This window comes from Streptomyces sp. NPDC041814 (genome assembly GCF_055590565.1).
The window spans coordinates 147,391-164,084 of sequence record NZ_JBVJAM010000010.1 but is presented as its reverse complement, the minus strand read 5'-3'; the positions used below and the strand labels follow the sequence as shown (position 1 = coordinate 164,084).

Genomic DNA, 16,694 nt, shown 5'->3' with positions numbered 1-16,694 from the left:
TGTGGTCGTGCTCCCCTGCTGGCTGAAGCCTCCACAGGGGAAGTACCCCTCGTCAAGCCTGGTCATCCGGACTGTGTCCGGAAACGGCACCTGCTTCACCCGGACACGGTTTCGCCCCGTCCGGGAACTACCCTGAAGGGGTGAGTACCAAATCTTCCGGCGCGGGCGACCGGCTGGTCCGGATCGGCGCGATCGTCTTCTTCATCGGCGCCCTCTCCACCCTCGCCACCATGGCCCCGCTCTTCCTCGGCACCCATCCGCTGCCGTCCGTCGCCTGGTCCCTCTGCATGCTGATGGGCGTCGGCTTCCTGATCGCCGCGGCGGGCGTCATCCGCTCGGCCCGGGCGGGGTCGCGGGGGCAGTAGGCCCCTGCTCCCGGGCGCACAGGGGGCTTTGACGGCCCGACAGGGGTGTTTCGGGGCGGCCGGCCCGCGTCAGCGCGCGGTGCGCTTCGTGTGCGCGTCGAGCCAGGCGGGGAGTTCGGTGAGGGAGGCGAGGACGGTGACCGCTCCGGCCGTGCGCAGTTCCTCCGCGTCGCAGGGGCCCGTCGCGACGCCCACCGGGACGGCGTTCGCCGCCTGGGCGCCCCGGACGTCGCCGATGTGGTCGCCGACGTAGACCGTGGCGCCGTGCTCCTTCAGCGCGACCGCCTTCTGCTCGGCCCAGAGGTCGCCCGCGATGACGTCGGGCTCGATGCCGAGGTGGGCCAGGTGCAGCTTGGCGTTCGGCTCGTACTTGGCGGTGACGACCATCGTGCGCCCGCCGCGCTCCCGTATCGCCTCGATCGCCTCCCGGGCGCCGGGCAGGGCGAGGGTCGGCTCGATGGCGTACGTGGGGTACATGGCCCGGTAGCGGTTCGCCACGGCGGGGACGTCGGCGGCGGGGAACCAGTTCGCGAGCTCGTCCTCCAGCGGGGGACCGAGGCGGCTCACCACGAGGTCGGTGTCGATCGGGGTGCCCGTCTCGGCGACGAGGGCGTCGTAGACGGCCTTGATGCCGGGGCGGGAGTCGATGAGGGTCATGTCCAGGTCGAAGCCGACCGTGAGGGGTGCGGGGCTCATGCCCCCATTGTGCCGGGCCGTCCGGCGCCCGGGGCGGGTCCGGGCCCGCCCCGGGCGCCGCCCTCCTACCGTCGCCTCGCCCGCCACACCAGGAACAGGGCCGACGTCACCGCCGCCGCGCGGACCGTGACCGGCCATACGTCGCCCAGCGCGTCCCGCATGCCGTGTTCCGGGATCGGGGCGCCCCAGCGGCCGTCCATGCGGCCCCAGAGCCAGACCAGGGCGGCCGCCGCGACCACGCCGGGGAGGCCCATCGCGGCCCACTTCGCTTCCGCGCGGGACAGTTTGCGGGAGCTGTACGCGAGCAGCCAGCCGCCCGCGAGGGCCAGCAGGGAGCCCATCACCGCGCCGACCACGAGGAGCGCCGCCGCCAGCAGCAGTACGGGGTGGCCGAAGCCCCGGCGGGGGGCCGCCTCCGGGGCCGCCGGGGCCGGGCGGGCGCGGCGGAGCCGACGGCGGCGGGCCTTCTCCGGAGGGGCCTCCGGCTCCTCCGCCTCGTCCGGCGCCTCGTCCTCCGCTTCCTCCTCCGGCTCCGCCTCCTCCTCGGGCTCCGGCGGCCGCAGCAGCGCCGGGATCTCGACGCCGCCCCGGAACCCCGGCACCTCCGTCCCCGGGCCGAACTCCCCGAACGCACCGGGCCCGGTCTCACCGAACGGCCCGGGCTCGTCCCGCCACCACTCGTCGTCCCCGGCGTCCGTTCCGAGCTCGTCCATGCCCACCCGGTGCGGGGCGGAGGCGTCGGAGGCGTCCGGGACCACCCGGTCCGGCACCGGAGCGTCGGCGCCCCGGGCCGCCCGACGCTGGGCGAAGGGCCCCTTGCCCGTGCGACGCGGCCCCGAGGCACCCTTGCCCGCACCGCGCGGGACAGCGGCGTCCGGGTCGGCTCCGCGCGACGCCGAAGCGTCCTGGCGCGTCCCGCCGTCCGCGGCGTCCGGGCCCGGCCGAGGCGGACCGGCCGCGTCCACGCCGCGCGCCGCCGCCGCGTCCCCGCGCGGCGCGGCGTCCGCCCCCCGCCGCCCCCCGCCGCGGAGACTCGCGCGGCGCGGTTCAGGGATTTCCGGCGGCTCCGGGCGCTCCGACGCCCCCGCCCTCGCCGCTGCCGCCACCAGTTCGTCCGGGGTGCCGAGCGTGCTGATGATGCGGCGGACCTGGCCGGGGGTGTGGGCCCGCTGGGCCTCGCGGCGCCGGTCGATCTCCGTGCGGAGCTCCGTTACGAGGCGCATTCGCGCGCTCGACGGCAACTGTTGCTGCTGAGCCAGGTCGCCGACCCGGCTCAGGTAGTCGTAGACGAGCTGGTCGCTCTCGATCCCCACGCGTCGCTTCCCCTCGGTTCCCCGCCACCGGCCTGCACCGACGGTAGCGCCCTCAGGGCTGTCCGGAGCGGCTACCGTGGGGCGGATGGGGACGACCACACCACCGCGGACGCTCGCCGAGGCACTGCGCGCCCGGGACGACGAGTCACTGGCCGGGCTGCTGCGGGCGCGGCCCGATCTCCTCTCCCCCGTTCCGGGTGACATCACGCAGCTCGCCACCCGCGCGGGCACCCGCGCGTCCGTGGTGCGCGCCCTGGAACGCCTGGACCGGTTCGCCCTCCAGGCCGCCGAGGCGCTCGCGGTGGCGCCCGACCCGGCCCCGTACGACACGCTGCTCGGGCTGCTGACCGGCGACGGGCAGGACGACGGCGAGCAGCGCGACGGCGTGGGCGCCGCGATCGTGGCGGCGCTGCCCGGTGCGCTCGGGACCCTGCGCGAGCAGGCGCTCGTATGGGGCGACGACGACCGGCTCCGGCTCGTACGCACGGCGCGGGAGCTTCTGTCGCCGTCGCCGCAGCACCCCTCCCCCACCGGCCTCGGGCCGACCGTCGCCGAGGCCACCGCGGGCATGTCGCCCGGCCGGCTCCAGGAGATCCTGACCGCCGCCGGGCTGCCCGCCACGCACGACCCGGTGTCCGCGGTGGCGGCCCTGACCGGGCTGTTCACCGACCGGGCCCGGATGGGCGGCCTGCTGGACACCGCGCCCATGGAGGCCCTGGCCGTCCTGGACCGGCTCGTGTGGGGGCCGCCGTACGGGGAGGTCACGCCGAATCCCACGCCGCCCGTGAAGTGGCTGCGCGACCGGGGCCTGCTGCTGCCCGTCTCGACCCGGACCGTCGTGCTGCCGCGCGAGGCGGCCCTGCATCTGCGGGCCGGGCGCGCCCACCGGACACCGGAGCCCCGGCCGCCGGCCGTGACCGCCGTCGCCGAACGCGATCCACAGGCTGTGGACAGCGCTGCGGCCGGCCAGGCGTTCCTGGCGGTGTCCACCGTCGAGGAGCTGCTGAAGCACTGGAACGGCGGCGGCCCGGCCGTCCTGCGCGCGGGCGGGCTGAGCGTCCGGGAGCTGCGGAAGACGGCCGCCGCGCTGGACGTCCCGGAACCGGCCGCCGCGTTCTGGGTGGAACTCGCCTACGCGGCCGGACTGCTGGCCTCCGACGGCGAGGCGGACGAGCGGTACGCGCCGACCCCGGCGTCCGACGAGTGGCTGGAGCTGCCCGCGCAGGAGCGCTGGGTCTCCCTCGCGACCGCCTGGCTCACCGCCACCCGGACCTCCGGCCTGGTCGGCGGCCAGGACGCGAAGGGGCGGGCGCTGTCCGCGCTCGGCCCCGACCTGGACCGCTCCGCCGCGCCGGAGGTACGCCACCGGGTCCTCGCCCTGCTCGACGCGCTGCCGCCCGGCACCGCACCCGACCCCGAGTCCGTGCTCGCCCGGCTCCGCTGGGAGCGGCCGCTGCGCGGGGCCGCCGCCGAGGGGACCACGGATCTGCGGTCCCGGATCGCCCTGTGGACGCTGAACGAGTCGGAGCTCCTGGGCATCACCGGGCGCGGCGCCCTCGCCGCCCAGACCCGCGCCCTGCTCACCGAGGGGCCCGCGAAGGCCGCCGGGCTGCTCGCTCCGCTGCTGCCGGAGCCCCTGGACCACGTCCTGCTCCAGGCGGACCTGACGGCCGTCGCGCCCGGTCCGCTGGAACGCCCGCTGGCCGCGATGCTCGGCACGCTCGCGGACATCGAGTCCAAGGGCGGGGCGACGGTGTACCGCTTCACGCCCGGGTCCGTACGCCGGGCCCTCGACGCCGGGCAGACCGCCGTCGAACTGCACGCCTTCCTCGCCACGCACAGCCGTACGCCGGTGCCGCAGCCGCTGAGCTATCTCATCGACGACGTGGCCCGCCGCCACGGGCACCTCCGGATCGGCGCGGCGTCCTCGTACGTACGCTGCGACGACGAGGCCGTGCTCGGCGAGATCCTGGCCGACAAGCGGTCCGCCGCACTGCGGCTGCGCCGGATCGCGCCGACGGTGCTGGCGGCGCGGGCCGATCCGTCCTCGCTGCTCGACGGGCTGCGCGAGATGGGGTACGCCCCCGCCGCGGAGTCCGCCGACGGCGACGTCCTGATCACCCGGGCCGGGGCCCACCGCACCCCGCCCCGCTCCGCGCCCGCCCCCGTCCCCGAGGGCCCGCCCGTGCCGGACACCACGCTGCTCGGCGCGGCGGTCCGGGCGATCCGCGCCGGGGACGACGCGGCGACGGTCGTCCACGCCCAGAAGGACACCGCCCCCGCGACACCGCCGGGCGCGCTGCCCCGCACCACCGCGGCGGAGACCCTGGTCACCGTCCAGGCCGCCGCGATGACCGGCTCCGCGGTGTGGATCGGCTACGTGAACGCGGAGGGCGCGGCCAGCCAGCGCGTGATCGCCCCGGTCCGTGTGGAGGGCGGCTACGTGACGGCGTACGACCACACGGCGGACGAGATCCGCACGTACCCGCTGCACCGCATCACGGGCGTGGCGGAACTGGCGGAGTAGGGCGAGCTGTTTTCCCCGGTCCGGAGCAACCGCGCGAGGCCCCCGGTCCGGTCCGGGCCAACGACACACCGCCCCCACATGCGGCACACTGGAGGTTTCCCCCGAGCCGGAAGGGCCAACGCGCGTGAGCGGACCCCTCATCGTCCAGAGCGACAAAACGCTCCTCCTCGAAGTCGACCACGAGCAGGCCGACGCCTGCCGTCGGGCCATCGCGCCGTTCGCCGAGCTGGAGCGGGCGCCCGAGCACATCCACACCTACCGGCTGACCCCGCTCGGGCTGTGGAACGCCCGCGCGGCCGGGCACGACGCCGAGCAGGTCGTGGACGCGCTCGTGACGTACTCCCGGTACCCCGTGCCGCACGCGCTGCTCGTCGACATCGCCGAGACGATGGACCGCTACGGCCGCCTCACCCTGTCCAAGCACCCCGTGCACGGGCTCGTCCTGACCACGACGGACCGGCCGGTGCTTGAGGAGATCCTCCGGTCGAAGAAGGTCCAGCCCCTGGTGGGCGCGCGGATCGACCCGGACACCGTCGCCGTGCACCCCTCCGAGCGCGGCCAGGTCAAGCAGACGCTGCTCAAGCTCGGCTGGCCCGCCGAGGACCTCGCCGGTTACGTGGACGGCGAGGCGCACCCGATCGAGCTGGACGAGGACGGCTGGGCGCTGCGTCCGTACCAGCAGCAGGCCGTCGACGGCTTCTGGCACGGCGGCTCCGGCGTCGTCGTGCTGCCCTGCGGCGCGGGCAAGACGCTCGTCGGCGCGGGCGCGATGGCGCAGGCCAAGGCGACGACGCTGATCCTCGTCACGAACACCGTCTCCGCCCGGCAGTGGAAGCACGAGCTGGTGAAGCGGACCTCGCTGACCGAGGACGAGATCGGCGAGTACAGCGGGACCCGCAAGGAGATCCGGCCGGTCACGATCGCCACGTACCAGGTGCTCACGACCCGCCGGAAGGGCGTCTACCCGCACCTGGAGCTGTTCGACTCCCGCGACTGGGGCCTCGTGATCTACGACGAGGTGCACCTGCTCCCCGCCCCCGTCTTCAAGTTCACCGCCGACCTCCAGGCCCGCCGCCGCCTCGGCCTGACCGCGACCCTGGTCCGCGAGGACGGCCGCGAGTCGGACGTCTTCTCGCTCATCGGGCCCAAGCGGTTCGACGCGCCGTGGAAGGAGATCGAGGCGCAGGGCTACATCGCCCCGGCGGACTGCGTCGAGGTCCGGGTCAACCTCACGGACTCGGAGCGGCTGGCGTACGCGACCGCCGAGGCCGAGGAGAAGTACCGGTTCTGCGCGACCACCGCGACGAAGCGGAAGGTCACCGAGGCGCTGGTGCGCAAGCACAAGGGCGAGCAGACCCTGGTCATCGGGCAGTACATCGACCAGCTGGACGAGCTGGGCGAACATCTGGACGCCCCGGTGATCAAGGGCGAGACGAGCAACGCGCAGCGCGAGAAGCTGTTCGAGGCGTTCCGGCAGGGCGAGCTGAACGTGCTCGTGGTGTCGAAGGTGGCGAACTTCTCCATCGACCTGCCGGAGGCGACGGTCGCCATCCAGGTGTCGGGGACGTTCGGTTCGCGCCAGGAGGAGGCCCAGCGCCTGGGCCGGGTGCTCCGGCCGAAGGCCGACGGGCACGAGGCGCGGTTCTACTCGGTCGTCGCACGCGACACGATCGACCAGGACTTCGCGGCGCACCGCCAGCGGTTCCTGGCCGAGCAGGGCTATGCGTACCGCATCGTGGACGCGGACGAGCTGCTGTCGGAGAGCTGAGGGAGCGGCACGGGTGCGGCGGTCAGCGCCGCCGCACCCCCGCCTCCTCCGCGTACTCGCCGAGGACGACGACGCCGAAGGCGGCCTGCGCGAAGACCTTCACGGCACGCAGGGCGCCGGAGGCGCGGTTGTGGGGGTGACCGGGGGCCGCGGTGGCCCCGGTCCTTCGCGGGTCAAGGGTGACGGTGCTCATGTATCCATGGTGCTCCGGACGGGTGCGCCGGGGCGTCGCCCCGCAGACGGAACCGCGACGCCCCGCGCGTACACCTCCGGTCGCACGGCACCCCCTACGGGAGGACGGCTTCCCCTACGGGACGGACGGGCCCCGGTCCTCGGAGCCGTAGGAAAACCATTCGCGTCCGCCCCCGCCCCCCGGTACACTCCCCGGTCTGCCCGCCTCCCGCACCGTGGTACCGGCGGCCCCCGAGGGGCCCTTCCGGCAGCCGGGGGAGCGCCGCCGACCGGACGGAAACCGGCCGACAACCGTACGCACGATCGATCCCCGAGCGGACCGCACACCCCGAGGGTGGGACGCGGTCCGCCGTCCTGCGTTGAATGCCGGAGGCAACACCGTGCCCGCGCACGAATTCGAGAGCGACACCACCACCGACCCCCTCGCCCACGAGCGCGCCCATCTCGCGGCGTCCCGCGCCGCGTTGCGCGCCATGCGGGAGGACGCCCAGGCCCTGGACATCCGCGATGTCACCGCGAACTGGGTGAACGCGGCGGTGCTCCAGGCCCAGATCGACGAACGCATCAAGTCGCTCGCGGACCTGGCCCACACCCCGCTGTTCTTCGGGCGCCTGGACTATCTGCACGTCGTCGGGGCGGAGCAGGCGGAAGGCGCGGAGGGCGAGCAGTTCTACATCGGGCGCCGCCATGTGCACGACGCGCAGGGCGACCCGATGGTGATCGACTGGCGCGCCCCGGTCTCCCAGCCGTTCTACCGCGCGTCCCGCAAGGACCCGCTGGACGTCGGCCGCAGGCGCCGCTTCGGCTACACGGGCGGCGACCTCACCGCGTACGAGGACGAGCACCTGACCGACCCCGCCGAGGCCGAGCAGACCAGCAAGCTGCTCCAGGCGGAGATCGAGCGCCCCCGCGTCGGCCCCATGCGGGACATCGTCGCGACGATCCAGCCGGAGCAGGACGAGATCGTCCGAAGCGAGCTGGGCGGCACGGTCTGCGTGCAGGGCGGCCCCGGCACCGGGAAGACCGCCGTCGGCCTGCACCGGGTCGCGTATCTGCTGTACGCGCACCGCGAGCGCCTGGCCCGCACCGGCACCCTGGTCGTCGGCCCGAACCGGTCCTTCCTGCACTACATCGAGCAGGTGCTCCCCGCCCTCGGCGAGCTGGAGGTCAAGCAGGCGACCGTCGAGGACCTCGTCACCGCGCAGGTCGAGGTCCGCGGCGCGGACGAGGCCCCGGCCGCCGTCGTGAAGGGCGACGCCCGCATGGCGGAGGTCCTGCGGCGCGCCCTCCGCTCGCACGTCACCCCGCCGACCGAGTCGGTGATGGTGGTGCGCGGCTCGCGGCGCTGGCGCGTACCGGCGTACGAGATCGAGGAGATGGTCCAGGAGCTGCTGGCCCGGGACATGCGCTACGGCGCCGCCCACGAGGCACTGCCCCAGCGCATCGCGCACGCCGTCCTGGTGCGCATGGAGCAGGCGGGCGAGGCCCCCGACGACCGGGTGCAGAACGCGGTGGCCCGCAACCCCGCCGTGAAGGCGGCCGTGAAGGCGGTCTGGCCCGCCGTGGACCCGGCGAAGCTGGTCCTGCGGCTGCTGTCCGACGCGGACTTCCTGGCGGAGCACGCGGACGGGCTGCTCACCGAGGACGAGCAGAAGGCGATCCTCTGGGCCAGGCCCGCCCGCAGTGTGAAGACCGCCAAGTGGTCGGCGGCGGACGCGGTGCTGATCGACGAGGCGGCCGACCTGGTGTCGCGTACGCACTCGCTCGGCCATGTCGTGATCGATGAGGCGCAGGACCTCTCCCCCATGCAGTACCGCGCGGTGGGCCGCCGCTGTTCGACCGGTTCGGCGACCGTGCTCGGCGACCTGGCGCAGGGCACGACGCCCTGGTCGACGCAGAGCTGGGAGCAGGCGCTGCACCACCTGGGCAAGGCGGACGCGCTGGTGGAGGAGCTGACGGCCGGATTCCGCGTGCCGCGCGACGTGATCGCGTACGCGTCGCGGCTGCTCCCGGTGATCTCGCCGGGGCTGACGCCGGTGGAGTCGGTGCGTGAGTCGCCGGGGTCCCTCTCCGTACGCGAGGTGACGGAACTGGACGCGGCGGTCGTCGCGGCCTGCGAGGAGTCCCTGACGCACGAGGGCTCGATCGGCCTGATCGCCGCCGACGCCCGCGTCCCGGCCCTGGCCGACGCGCTCACCGCGGCCGGGCACACGTACCTCTCCCCCGGCCAGGAGACGACCGCCGAGACCCGGCTGACCCTGGTCCCGGCGTCGCTGGCGAAGGGCCTGGAGTACGACTACGTGGTGCTGGACGAACCGGCCGCCGTGGTCGACGGCGAGCCGGACGAGCGCACGGGCCTGCGCCGGTTGTACGTGGCGCTGACCCGTGCGGTCTCCGGGCTGACGGTGCTTCACTCGGCGCCGCTGCCGGAGGAGTTGGCGTAGCCGGGAAGTGAACGGGGGCGGGGGGACCGTTGTCCACCCCCGCCCCCGCCCGGTCTATTCGGCGGCGCAGGCCCGCCCGTTCAGCTTGACCGTGCCCGGGTCCGCCGCCGGGCCGGTACGGCTGCTGTTGAACCCGAAGTCCACGGAGGCACCGGGCGCGATGGTCCGGTTCCACGACAGCGGCGTCGCCGTCACCGTCCTGTCGAACTGGCTGATCGCGGCGCTCCAGGTGTGGCTGAGCTTCTGGTCACCGGGCAGCAGCCAGGTCAGGGACCACGGGGTGACGGGCTCGGTGCCGGTGTTCTTCACCGTGACCGTGGTGGTCGAGCCGGTGCTCCACGGGTGCGAGGAGTACGTCACCTTGCAGGCCCGCTCCGGACCCGTGGCGTCGCCCGCGTCGTCCAGGTAGGAGGCGATGTAGGCGAGCGGGGCGTTCCAGTTGATGGCGACCTCGTTGGTGGCGTACGAGCCGTTGTCGTCCAGGTAGCACATCGCGGCCGCACACCCCTTGAGCTTCGAGGCGGCCTCCGGGTCGCCCGAGGTCGGGGCGGTCAGGTTGGGCCCGCCCGCGAGGGACCCGGCGGGCGGGTGCGGCAGGGACGGGTCGGACTCGTGCGCCCAGAACCGGTGGTGCTGGTTCTGCGAGAACCGCTCGCCGTAGCCGGTGACGTACGACTGGTTGAGCGGGTTGCGCCCGAAGAGGTAGTCCGCGCCGCGCAGCACGGCGTCCCGGTAACCGGCGTCACCGGTGAGGTCGGCGGCGGCCGCCAGCACGATCATGTTGTTCAGGACCTGGCTGTTCGAACCCCAGGCGTAGTTCTGGTCCTTGGGCGCGTACGGCACGCCGTACAGCTGGTCCTCGGTCTGCGCCTTGTACCGGTCGGCGGCCGTCGTCACGACGTTCCGCACGTCCGCGAGCTGGTCGGCCGTCAGGTCGTTCGGGACCGTGGCCAGGGTCAGCACGCCGAGCCCGGCGGTGCCGCCCCACCACATGCCGCCGTCGGCGGGGAAGGCCCCGTCCACGTCACCGTGCAGCGGCGAGTCCAGCAGCGCCTGCCGGTACGCGTCCTTGCCGGTCGTGGTGAACAGCTCGGCGGCGGCCCAGTAGAACTCGTCGCTCACGTTGTTGTCCTCGTACGTCCCGCCCCCGACACCGTCGGCCGGGCTGGCGAGCACGTCCGGGTGCGCCTTCGCAGCGGTCCACGCCGTCTCGGCGGCGGTACGGCACTGAGCGGCGAAGTCCGCGTCGAACGGGGCGTAGAGGCGGGCGCACTGGGCGGCCGTCGCGGCGAGGTTCAGGGTCGCGGCGGTCGTCGGCGGGTGCAGTTCGCGCTGCTCCGGGTCGAGTTCGGGGCGCATCGGAAGGCCGGTCCAGTTGGCGTCGTGCACCTTGTGGTGGACCATGCCCGCCAGCGGCTCCCCGGCCGGGACCTGCATGCGCATCAGGAACTCCAGCTCCCAGCGCGCCTCGTCCAGGATGTCCGGGACGTCGTTCCCGTGCTCCGGCACCCGCAGCGCGCCGTCGCCCAGCTCGGCGGACTCGGCGCCGTCGGCGGTGAGCGTGCGCTCGTAGGTGTCCATCAGCTCGGCGACCGCGATGCCGCCGTTCACGACGTACTTGCCGTGGTCCCCGGCGTCGTACCAGCCGCCGCGCACGTCGAGCCGGTAGTCGCAGACGCCCGCCTGGCACGGCACGTCCGTGTCGCCCTTGTTCGGCGCCACACCGAGGTGCCCGGCCGGGCGCGCGTACTCCTCGCCGACCAGGTCCGCGTCGATCGCGATGCCGCTGCGGTTCTGGTAGAAGTACGCGAGCGAGTCTGACCGGAGGCTGTCGTACAGGTCCGCCCGGATCGAGAAGGGCTCGCTGACCTGCCCGTCCGCCTCGATCGTGAAGCCGTCGCCGGTGGCGGTGGCGTCGCTGAAGTCGAAGGTGTGCACGTTCTGCCGCGAGGTCGGGTCCTCGCCGCCCGGGGTGGTCGTCCCGCTGGCGACGGCCGTCCCGTCGGCCGCCTTCAGCGTCCACGGCAGCGGGTCGGTCGCGTCGGTGACCAGGGTGCCGGTCTTGGGGCCCTTGGGGAGGTAGCCGACCTGGTTGACGCGGACGGGCGACCCGGTGTCGGGCACGTACACGGGCGGCTCGGCGCCCCCGCGCAGCGACACGTCGTCCACGCAGAAGGTCGCCGCCTCCGCGCCCCCGCCGACCTGGAACGCCACCTGCGCGCCGTCCTGGTCGGCGGACGCGGTGAAGACGTGCGTGTAGGCGGTCGCCTCGGCGCCGATGTGATCGGTCGCGGACAGATCGGCGGTGTACGGATCGGTCGCCATCTGCACGTTGGTGTGAATGGACAGCGGTGCGGTCGAACTCGCCGTGTACGTAAGGGTGTACGCCTCCCCGGCGACGAGCGGGATGTCGTTCTGCCCGATGATCGCGTCCCACGGGTTGGCGGTCCCGCCCGGCACGTCGGCACACAGCCGCCCGTCGACGACGGCGACCGGTGCGTTGGCCGTCGACCACCAGGGCGCGGTCCCGGCGGAGAAGTCACCGTTGACGACCTGCTCCGGCGCGGGGTCGCCATCGGCGGCGACGGCGCCCGGCGCGGTCAGAATCCCACCGCAGAGGGCGGCAACGGCCAGCACGCCGAGCGCACGCCTTCGGCGCCGGACGGAGGAGGGGGGTGAGGAGGCGTTCACCGGAGGCCTTTCGTCGTGGGGACGGACGACAACGAGATGGGAGCGCTCCCACGACACACGGGCATGCCGGGGAGGCGCGCCATGGGAGCGTTCCCATCACCGCGAGGCCATTGTGGGGCGGGGGGCGGCAGTTGCGCCAGGGTCATGACAGGGCGACGTTCCGTCGCGGGGTGAGTGGGCGCCGCCGAGGTGCCCCGGTCCGGGCCGAGGGTTCCGTCCTCAATCGCCGGACGGGCTGGGTTCCCCCGGGTCCGGCGCCCCATTTCAGCGCCACCACCAAACCCAGCGCCGCTGACACATTCAGCCCCTCCGGCGCTTGAGGAGCGGGGGTCCGGGGGCAGCGCCCCCGACACCACGACCCGCGCGGGGGACGAACTAGGCGCGGAGGCGAACCGGGCACCGCCGACACATCCAGCCCCTCCGGCGATTGAGGAGCAGGGGTCCGGGGGCAGCGCCCCCGAAACCGCGGCGCCACGCACGCGGGCGGGCCCAGCGCCACCACCAAACCCAGCCCCTCCGGCGATTGAGGAGCGGGGGTCCGGGGGCGGCGCCCCCGCAGGAACGGCGCGCGACGGGCGCACCCGGGGCGGCACCGCACCACCCCCAGGCCCCGCGCCTAGCGGTCGAGCACCGCCCGCCACTCCCGCACCGCATCCGCGTCCACCGGCCCCGCCCAGCCCTTCGGGCGCGCGGCGCCGCCGATGTGGACGGCGTCGATGCCCGCGTCCAGGAGCGCCGGCAGGTGCTCAAGCCGCAAGCCGCCCCCCACGAGAATCCGCGGCTCGTACCCGGGCCGGCCCCGCCGCCCCGCCTCGGCCACCAGTGTCGGTATCCCCGCGTCCACCCCGGACGCCGCCCCGGCCGTCAGATACGTGTCCAGCCCCGGCAGGTCCGCGAGCGCCTTGCGCAGCGCGTCCCGGTCGGCCGCCCGGTCGATCGCCCGGTGGAACGTCCACCGGCAGCCGTCCAGCACGGCGACGAGCCGTTCGACCGCGACCAGGTCCGGGTTCCCGTCCGCGTCGAGGAAGCCGAGGACGAACTCGTCCGCCCCCTCGGCCCGCAGCTCGCGCGCCTTGCGTACGAGTATCTCGACGTCACCGGCCGCGAAGCCGTCGGCGACCCTGAGCATCACCCGCAGCGGAATGTCCACCGCGGCGCGGATCGCCGCGAAGGTCGCACAGGACGGGGTGAGGCCGTCCGCCGCCATGTCGGTGACCAGCTCAAGCCGGTCCGCACCACCCGCCTGGGCGGCGACCGCGTCCTCCGCGTCGAGAGCGATCACCTCCAGGACTGCACGGTTGCTCATGGGAACCCAATCCTCCAGGAAGCAGCTACAGGTCTAGTCCAATGACCCAGCCTACGGGGCGGTAGGCCCACGGCGCAGCCCTGACCGTGAACGTGAAGATACGCGAGCCCGAACGGGCGGCGGCCGACCGACCGGCCCACCCCGCGCACACCGCGAAGGATCACCCTTGCCCCGACATAGGGGGTGGGGGTATACATGAAGGAGAGAGATACCCCCGGGGGGTACCTAGAGCGGGTACCCAGGGACCACCACGAGGAGGCCACCGTGTCAGCGCCCACAGCGCAGACCGCGCACACCGCGCGCACCGCGCAGCCCGCCCAGGCCGAGGTCGAGCTGGCCATCGGCGGCATGACCTGCGCCTCCTGCGCGGCCCGTATCGAGAAGAAGCTCAACCGGATGGACGGCGTCACGGCCACCGTCAACTACGCCACGGAGAAGGCCCACGTCACCTATGACGGCGCCGCCGCCTCCGTACAGGACCTCGTCGCCACGGTCGAGAGGACCGGCTACACCGCGCACGAGCCCGCACCCCCGGCGCGTACGGGGGAGGACGAGGCCGCACGCGCCCCGCAGGAGGCCGACACCTTGCGGCAGCGGCTGATCACGGCCGTTCTCCTCGCGGTGCCGGTGATCGCGATGTCGATGATCCCGGCGCTCCAGTTCGACAACTGGCAGTGGCTCGCCCTCACCCTCACCGCGCCCGTCGTCACGTACGCGGGCTGGCCGTTCCACCGGGCGGCGTGGACCAACGCCCGGCACGGCGCGGCGACGATGGACACGCTCATCTCGCTCGGCACGTCCGCCGCGTTCCTGTGGTCGCTGTGGGCGCTGTTCTTCGGCACCGCCGGGATGACCGGCATGACGCACCCGTTCGAGCTGACCATCGGCCGCACCGACGGCGCGGGCAACATCTATCTGGAGGCGGCCGCCGGGGTCACCGCGTTCATCCTCGCCGGGCGCTATTTCGAGGCCCGGTCGAAGCGGAAGGCGGGCGCCGCCCTGAAGGCGCTCCTCGAACTGGGCGCCAAGGAGGTCACCGTCCTGCGCGACGGCCGCGAGGTGACCGTGGACACGGCGGACCTCCACGTCGGCGACCGCTTCCTCGTACGCCCCGGCGAGAAGATCGCCACGGACGGCACCGTGGTCGAGGGCTCCTCGGCGGTGGACGCGTCCATGCTCACCGGCGAATCCGTCCCGGTCGAGGTCGGTGTCGGCGACACGGTGACCGGCGCGACGCTGAACGCGGGCGGCCGCCTCGTGGTCGAGGCGACCCGCGTCGGCGCGGACACCCAGCTGGCCCGGATGGCGAAGCTGGTCGAGGACGCGCAGAACGGCAAGGCGGCGGCCCAGCGCCTCGCGGACCGGATCTCGGCGGTCTTCGTCCCCGTGGTCATCGCGCTCGCGCTCGGCACCCTGGGCTTCTGGCTGGCGGACGGCGCGGGGCTGACGGCCGCGTTCACGGCGGCGGTGGCGGTCCTGATCATCGCCTGCCCCTGCGCCCTCGGCCTCGCCACCCCGACCGCCCTCATGGTCGGCACGGGGCGAGGCGCCCAGCTCGGCATCCTGATCAAGGGCCCCGAAGTCCTGGAGTCCACCCGCCGCGTCGACACGATCGTCCTGGACAAGACCGGCACCGTCACCACCGGCCGCATGACCCTCCAGGCCGTCCACACCACCCCCGGAACCACCGAGACCGACGCCCTCCGCCTCGCCGGAGCCCTCGAACACGCCTCCGAACACCCCATCGCCCAAGCGGTCGCCACCGGAGCCGCCGAACGCACCGGCACCGCTCTCCCCACTCCGGAGGACTTCGCGAACGTCCCCGGCCTCGGCGTACAGGGCGTGGTCGACGGCCACGCGGTCCTCGTCGGCCGCGAACAGCTCCTCGCGGAGTGGGAGATCCGGCTCCCGGCGGACCTGGCCGCCCGCAAGGCCGAGGCGGAGGCCGCCGGACGGACGGCCATCGCGGTCGCCTGGGACGGCGAGGCGCGCGCGGTGTTCGAGGTGGCCGACGCGGTGAAGGACACCAGCGCCGAGGCGATCACCCGCCTGCGCCGCCTGGGCCTGACGCCCATCCTGCTGACCGGCGACAACCGGGCGGTGGCGGAGTCGGTCGCGGCCGAGGTCGGGATCACCGAGGTCTACGCGGAGGTCATGCCGCAGGACAAGGTGGACGTCGTCAAGCGCCTCCAGGCGGAGGGCCGCTCGGTGGCGATGGTCGGTGACGGCGTGAACGACGCGGCCGCGCTGGCCCAGGCCGACCTGGGCCTGGCGATGGGCACGGGCACGGACGCCGCGATCGAGGCGGGCGACCTCACCCTGGTCCGCGGCGACCTCCGCGCGGCCCCGGACGCGATCCGCCTGGCCCGCCGGACGCTGAGCACGATCCGGACGAACCTGTTCTGGGCGTTCGCGTACAACGTGGCAGCGCTTCCGCTGGCCGCGGCGGGCCTCCTGAACCCGATGATCGCCGGAGCGGCGATGGCGTTCTCCTCGGTCTTCGTGGTCGGCAACTCGCTGCGCCTGCGAAGGTTCCGGGGCACACCCGGCCCGTCCGCCACACCCAGCCCGTCCGGCGTTTGAGGACGGAACCGTTCACGGGGCGTCCCCGAACCCACGGGGGCGCCCCGGAAAGCCGCCTACGCAATCCCCATCCGCGCCTCCAGGCGCCCCCGCACACCCGGCCACTCCTCCCCCGTAATGGAGAAGATCGCCGAATCCCGCAACCGCCCCTCCTCTCCCGGCACCCACGACGGCGACCAGTTCCGCAGCACACCCTCGAACGTGGCGCCCACCGACTGGATCGCTGCCCGCGAGCGCTGGTTGCGCGCATCGGTCTTCAGGTCGACGCGCGAGACGCCCCACTCCTCGAACGCGTGCCGGAAGAGCAGGTACTTGGACTCGGTGTTCACCCCGGTCCCCTGCGCGGACGCGGCGAGCCAGGTGAAGCCGACCTCGATGGCGGTGAGGCTGTCGTCATCCATCCAGTACCGCGGCTCCCAGAACGCGGTGGCCCCGATGACCTGCCCCGATGCCCGGTCCACCTGGACGTACGGCGCCAGCTTCCCGGCGGCAGCACGCCCCAACTGGGCGTCGATATAGCCCTCGACCTCCCCGGGCCCGGGCACCCAGGTGTATCCGTACGAGCTCCGGTTCTCCTGCCCGGCCCGCAACAGCCCTTCCGCATGCCGGTGTTCCAGCGGTTCGAGCCGCACCCGAGAACCTTCCAGAACCGGCCCCACCAGCACAGAAGTCATCGCTCACCCATCCAGTCGGAAGCAGGGAATCAACGGGCCCGAGCCCGCACGCAGATTCCCAGAGCCGCGCCGCCGATGTCGCGCGAATAAGGCCGTCCGGACCCACCGCCCCCTGCCCCCAACCCTGTTGTCGGT

11 protein-coding genes are annotated in these 16,694 nt (G+C 73.9%); 5 read left to right on the top strand and 6 right to left on the bottom strand.

The genetic code is table 11. The features are described 5' to 3' along the window. Positions 1-140 precede the first annotated feature (140 nt). Positions 141-365 (top strand): hypothetical protein, encoded by a 225-nt coding sequence (locus ACZ6C6_RS24935; RefSeq protein ID WP_469205468.1) that lies wholly within the window; start codon positions 141-143, stop codon positions 363-365. 69 nt (positions 366-434) lie between these two features. Here the strand turns inward: ACZ6C6_RS24935 and ACZ6C6_RS24930 are convergent, their stop codons facing one another. Next, on the bottom strand, positions 435-1,061 hold the full coding sequence (locus tag ACZ6C6_RS24930; RefSeq protein ID WP_469205467.1) for an HAD family hydrolase: 627 nt from the start codon (positions 1,059-1,061) through the stop codon (positions 435-437). Positions 1,062-1,126: 65 nt separating this feature from the next. Continuing rightward, the gene (locus tag ACZ6C6_RS24925; RefSeq protein ID WP_469205466.1) at positions 1,127-2,374 is read right to left on the bottom strand and encodes a hypothetical protein; all 1,248 of its coding nucleotides are present in this window, start codon (positions 2,372-2,374) and stop codon (positions 1,127-1,129) included. A gap of 85 nt (positions 2,375-2,459) precedes the next feature. Here ACZ6C6_RS24925 and ACZ6C6_RS24920 point away from each other — a divergent pair, with 85 nt between their 5' ends. Together ACZ6C6_RS24920 and ACZ6C6_RS24915 are read left to right on the top strand one after the other, a co-directional pair. Further along, entirely contained in the window at positions 2,460-4,901 is a 2,442-nt protein-coding gene (locus tag ACZ6C6_RS24920) for a helicase-associated domain-containing protein (RefSeq protein WP_469205465.1), read from the top strand. A 124-nt stretch (positions 4,902-5,025) separates the two neighbouring features. Then, positions 5,026-6,669, top strand: a complete 1,644-nt coding sequence (locus ACZ6C6_RS24915) for a DNA repair helicase XPB (RefSeq protein ID WP_018101536.1) — start codon at positions 5,026-5,028, stop codon at positions 6,667-6,669. Positions 6,670-6,691: 22 nt separating this feature from the next. Here the strand turns inward: ACZ6C6_RS24915 and ACZ6C6_RS24910 are convergent, their stop codons facing one another. Then, positions 6,692-6,862 (bottom strand): hypothetical protein, encoded by a 171-nt coding sequence (locus ACZ6C6_RS24910; RefSeq protein WP_185992977.1) that lies wholly within the window; start codon positions 6,860-6,862, stop codon positions 6,692-6,694. A gap of 379 nt (positions 6,863-7,241) precedes the next feature. On the opposite strand from ACZ6C6_RS24910, the gene ACZ6C6_RS24905 reads away from it, so the two are divergent. Then, a complete protein-coding gene (locus ACZ6C6_RS24905; RefSeq protein WP_469205464.1) occupies positions 7,242-9,305 on the top strand; it encodes a HelD family protein in 2,064 nt (687 codons plus the stop codon). Positions 9,306-9,359: 54 nt separating this feature from the next. Here ACZ6C6_RS24905 and ACZ6C6_RS24900 read toward each other — a convergent pair whose 3' ends face one another. After that, complete coding sequence (locus tag ACZ6C6_RS24900; protein ID WP_469205463.1) at positions 9,360-11,996, bottom strand: glycoside hydrolase family 9 protein; 2,637 nt, start codon at positions 11,994-11,996, stop codon at positions 9,360-9,362. 616 nt (positions 11,997-12,612) lie between these two features. Beyond that, a complete protein-coding gene (locus ACZ6C6_RS24895) occupies positions 12,613-13,302 on the bottom strand; it encodes a copper homeostasis protein CutC (protein WP_469205462.1) in 690 nt (229 codons plus the stop codon). 264 nt (positions 13,303-13,566) lie between these two features. Here ACZ6C6_RS24895 and ACZ6C6_RS24890 point away from each other — a divergent pair, with 264 nt between their 5' ends. Further along, complete coding sequence (locus tag ACZ6C6_RS24890; RefSeq protein ID WP_469205461.1) at positions 13,567-15,885, top strand: heavy metal translocating P-type ATPase; 2,319 nt, start codon at positions 13,567-13,569, stop codon at positions 15,883-15,885. Positions 15,886-15,941: 56 nt separating this feature from the next. On the opposite strand, the gene ACZ6C6_RS24885 is transcribed toward ACZ6C6_RS24890, so the two are convergent. Next, a complete protein-coding gene (locus ACZ6C6_RS24885; RefSeq protein ID WP_469205460.1) occupies positions 15,942-16,559 on the bottom strand; it encodes a GNAT family N-acetyltransferase in 618 nt (205 codons plus the stop codon). Between the last annotated feature and the right edge of the window lie 135 nt (positions 16,560-16,694).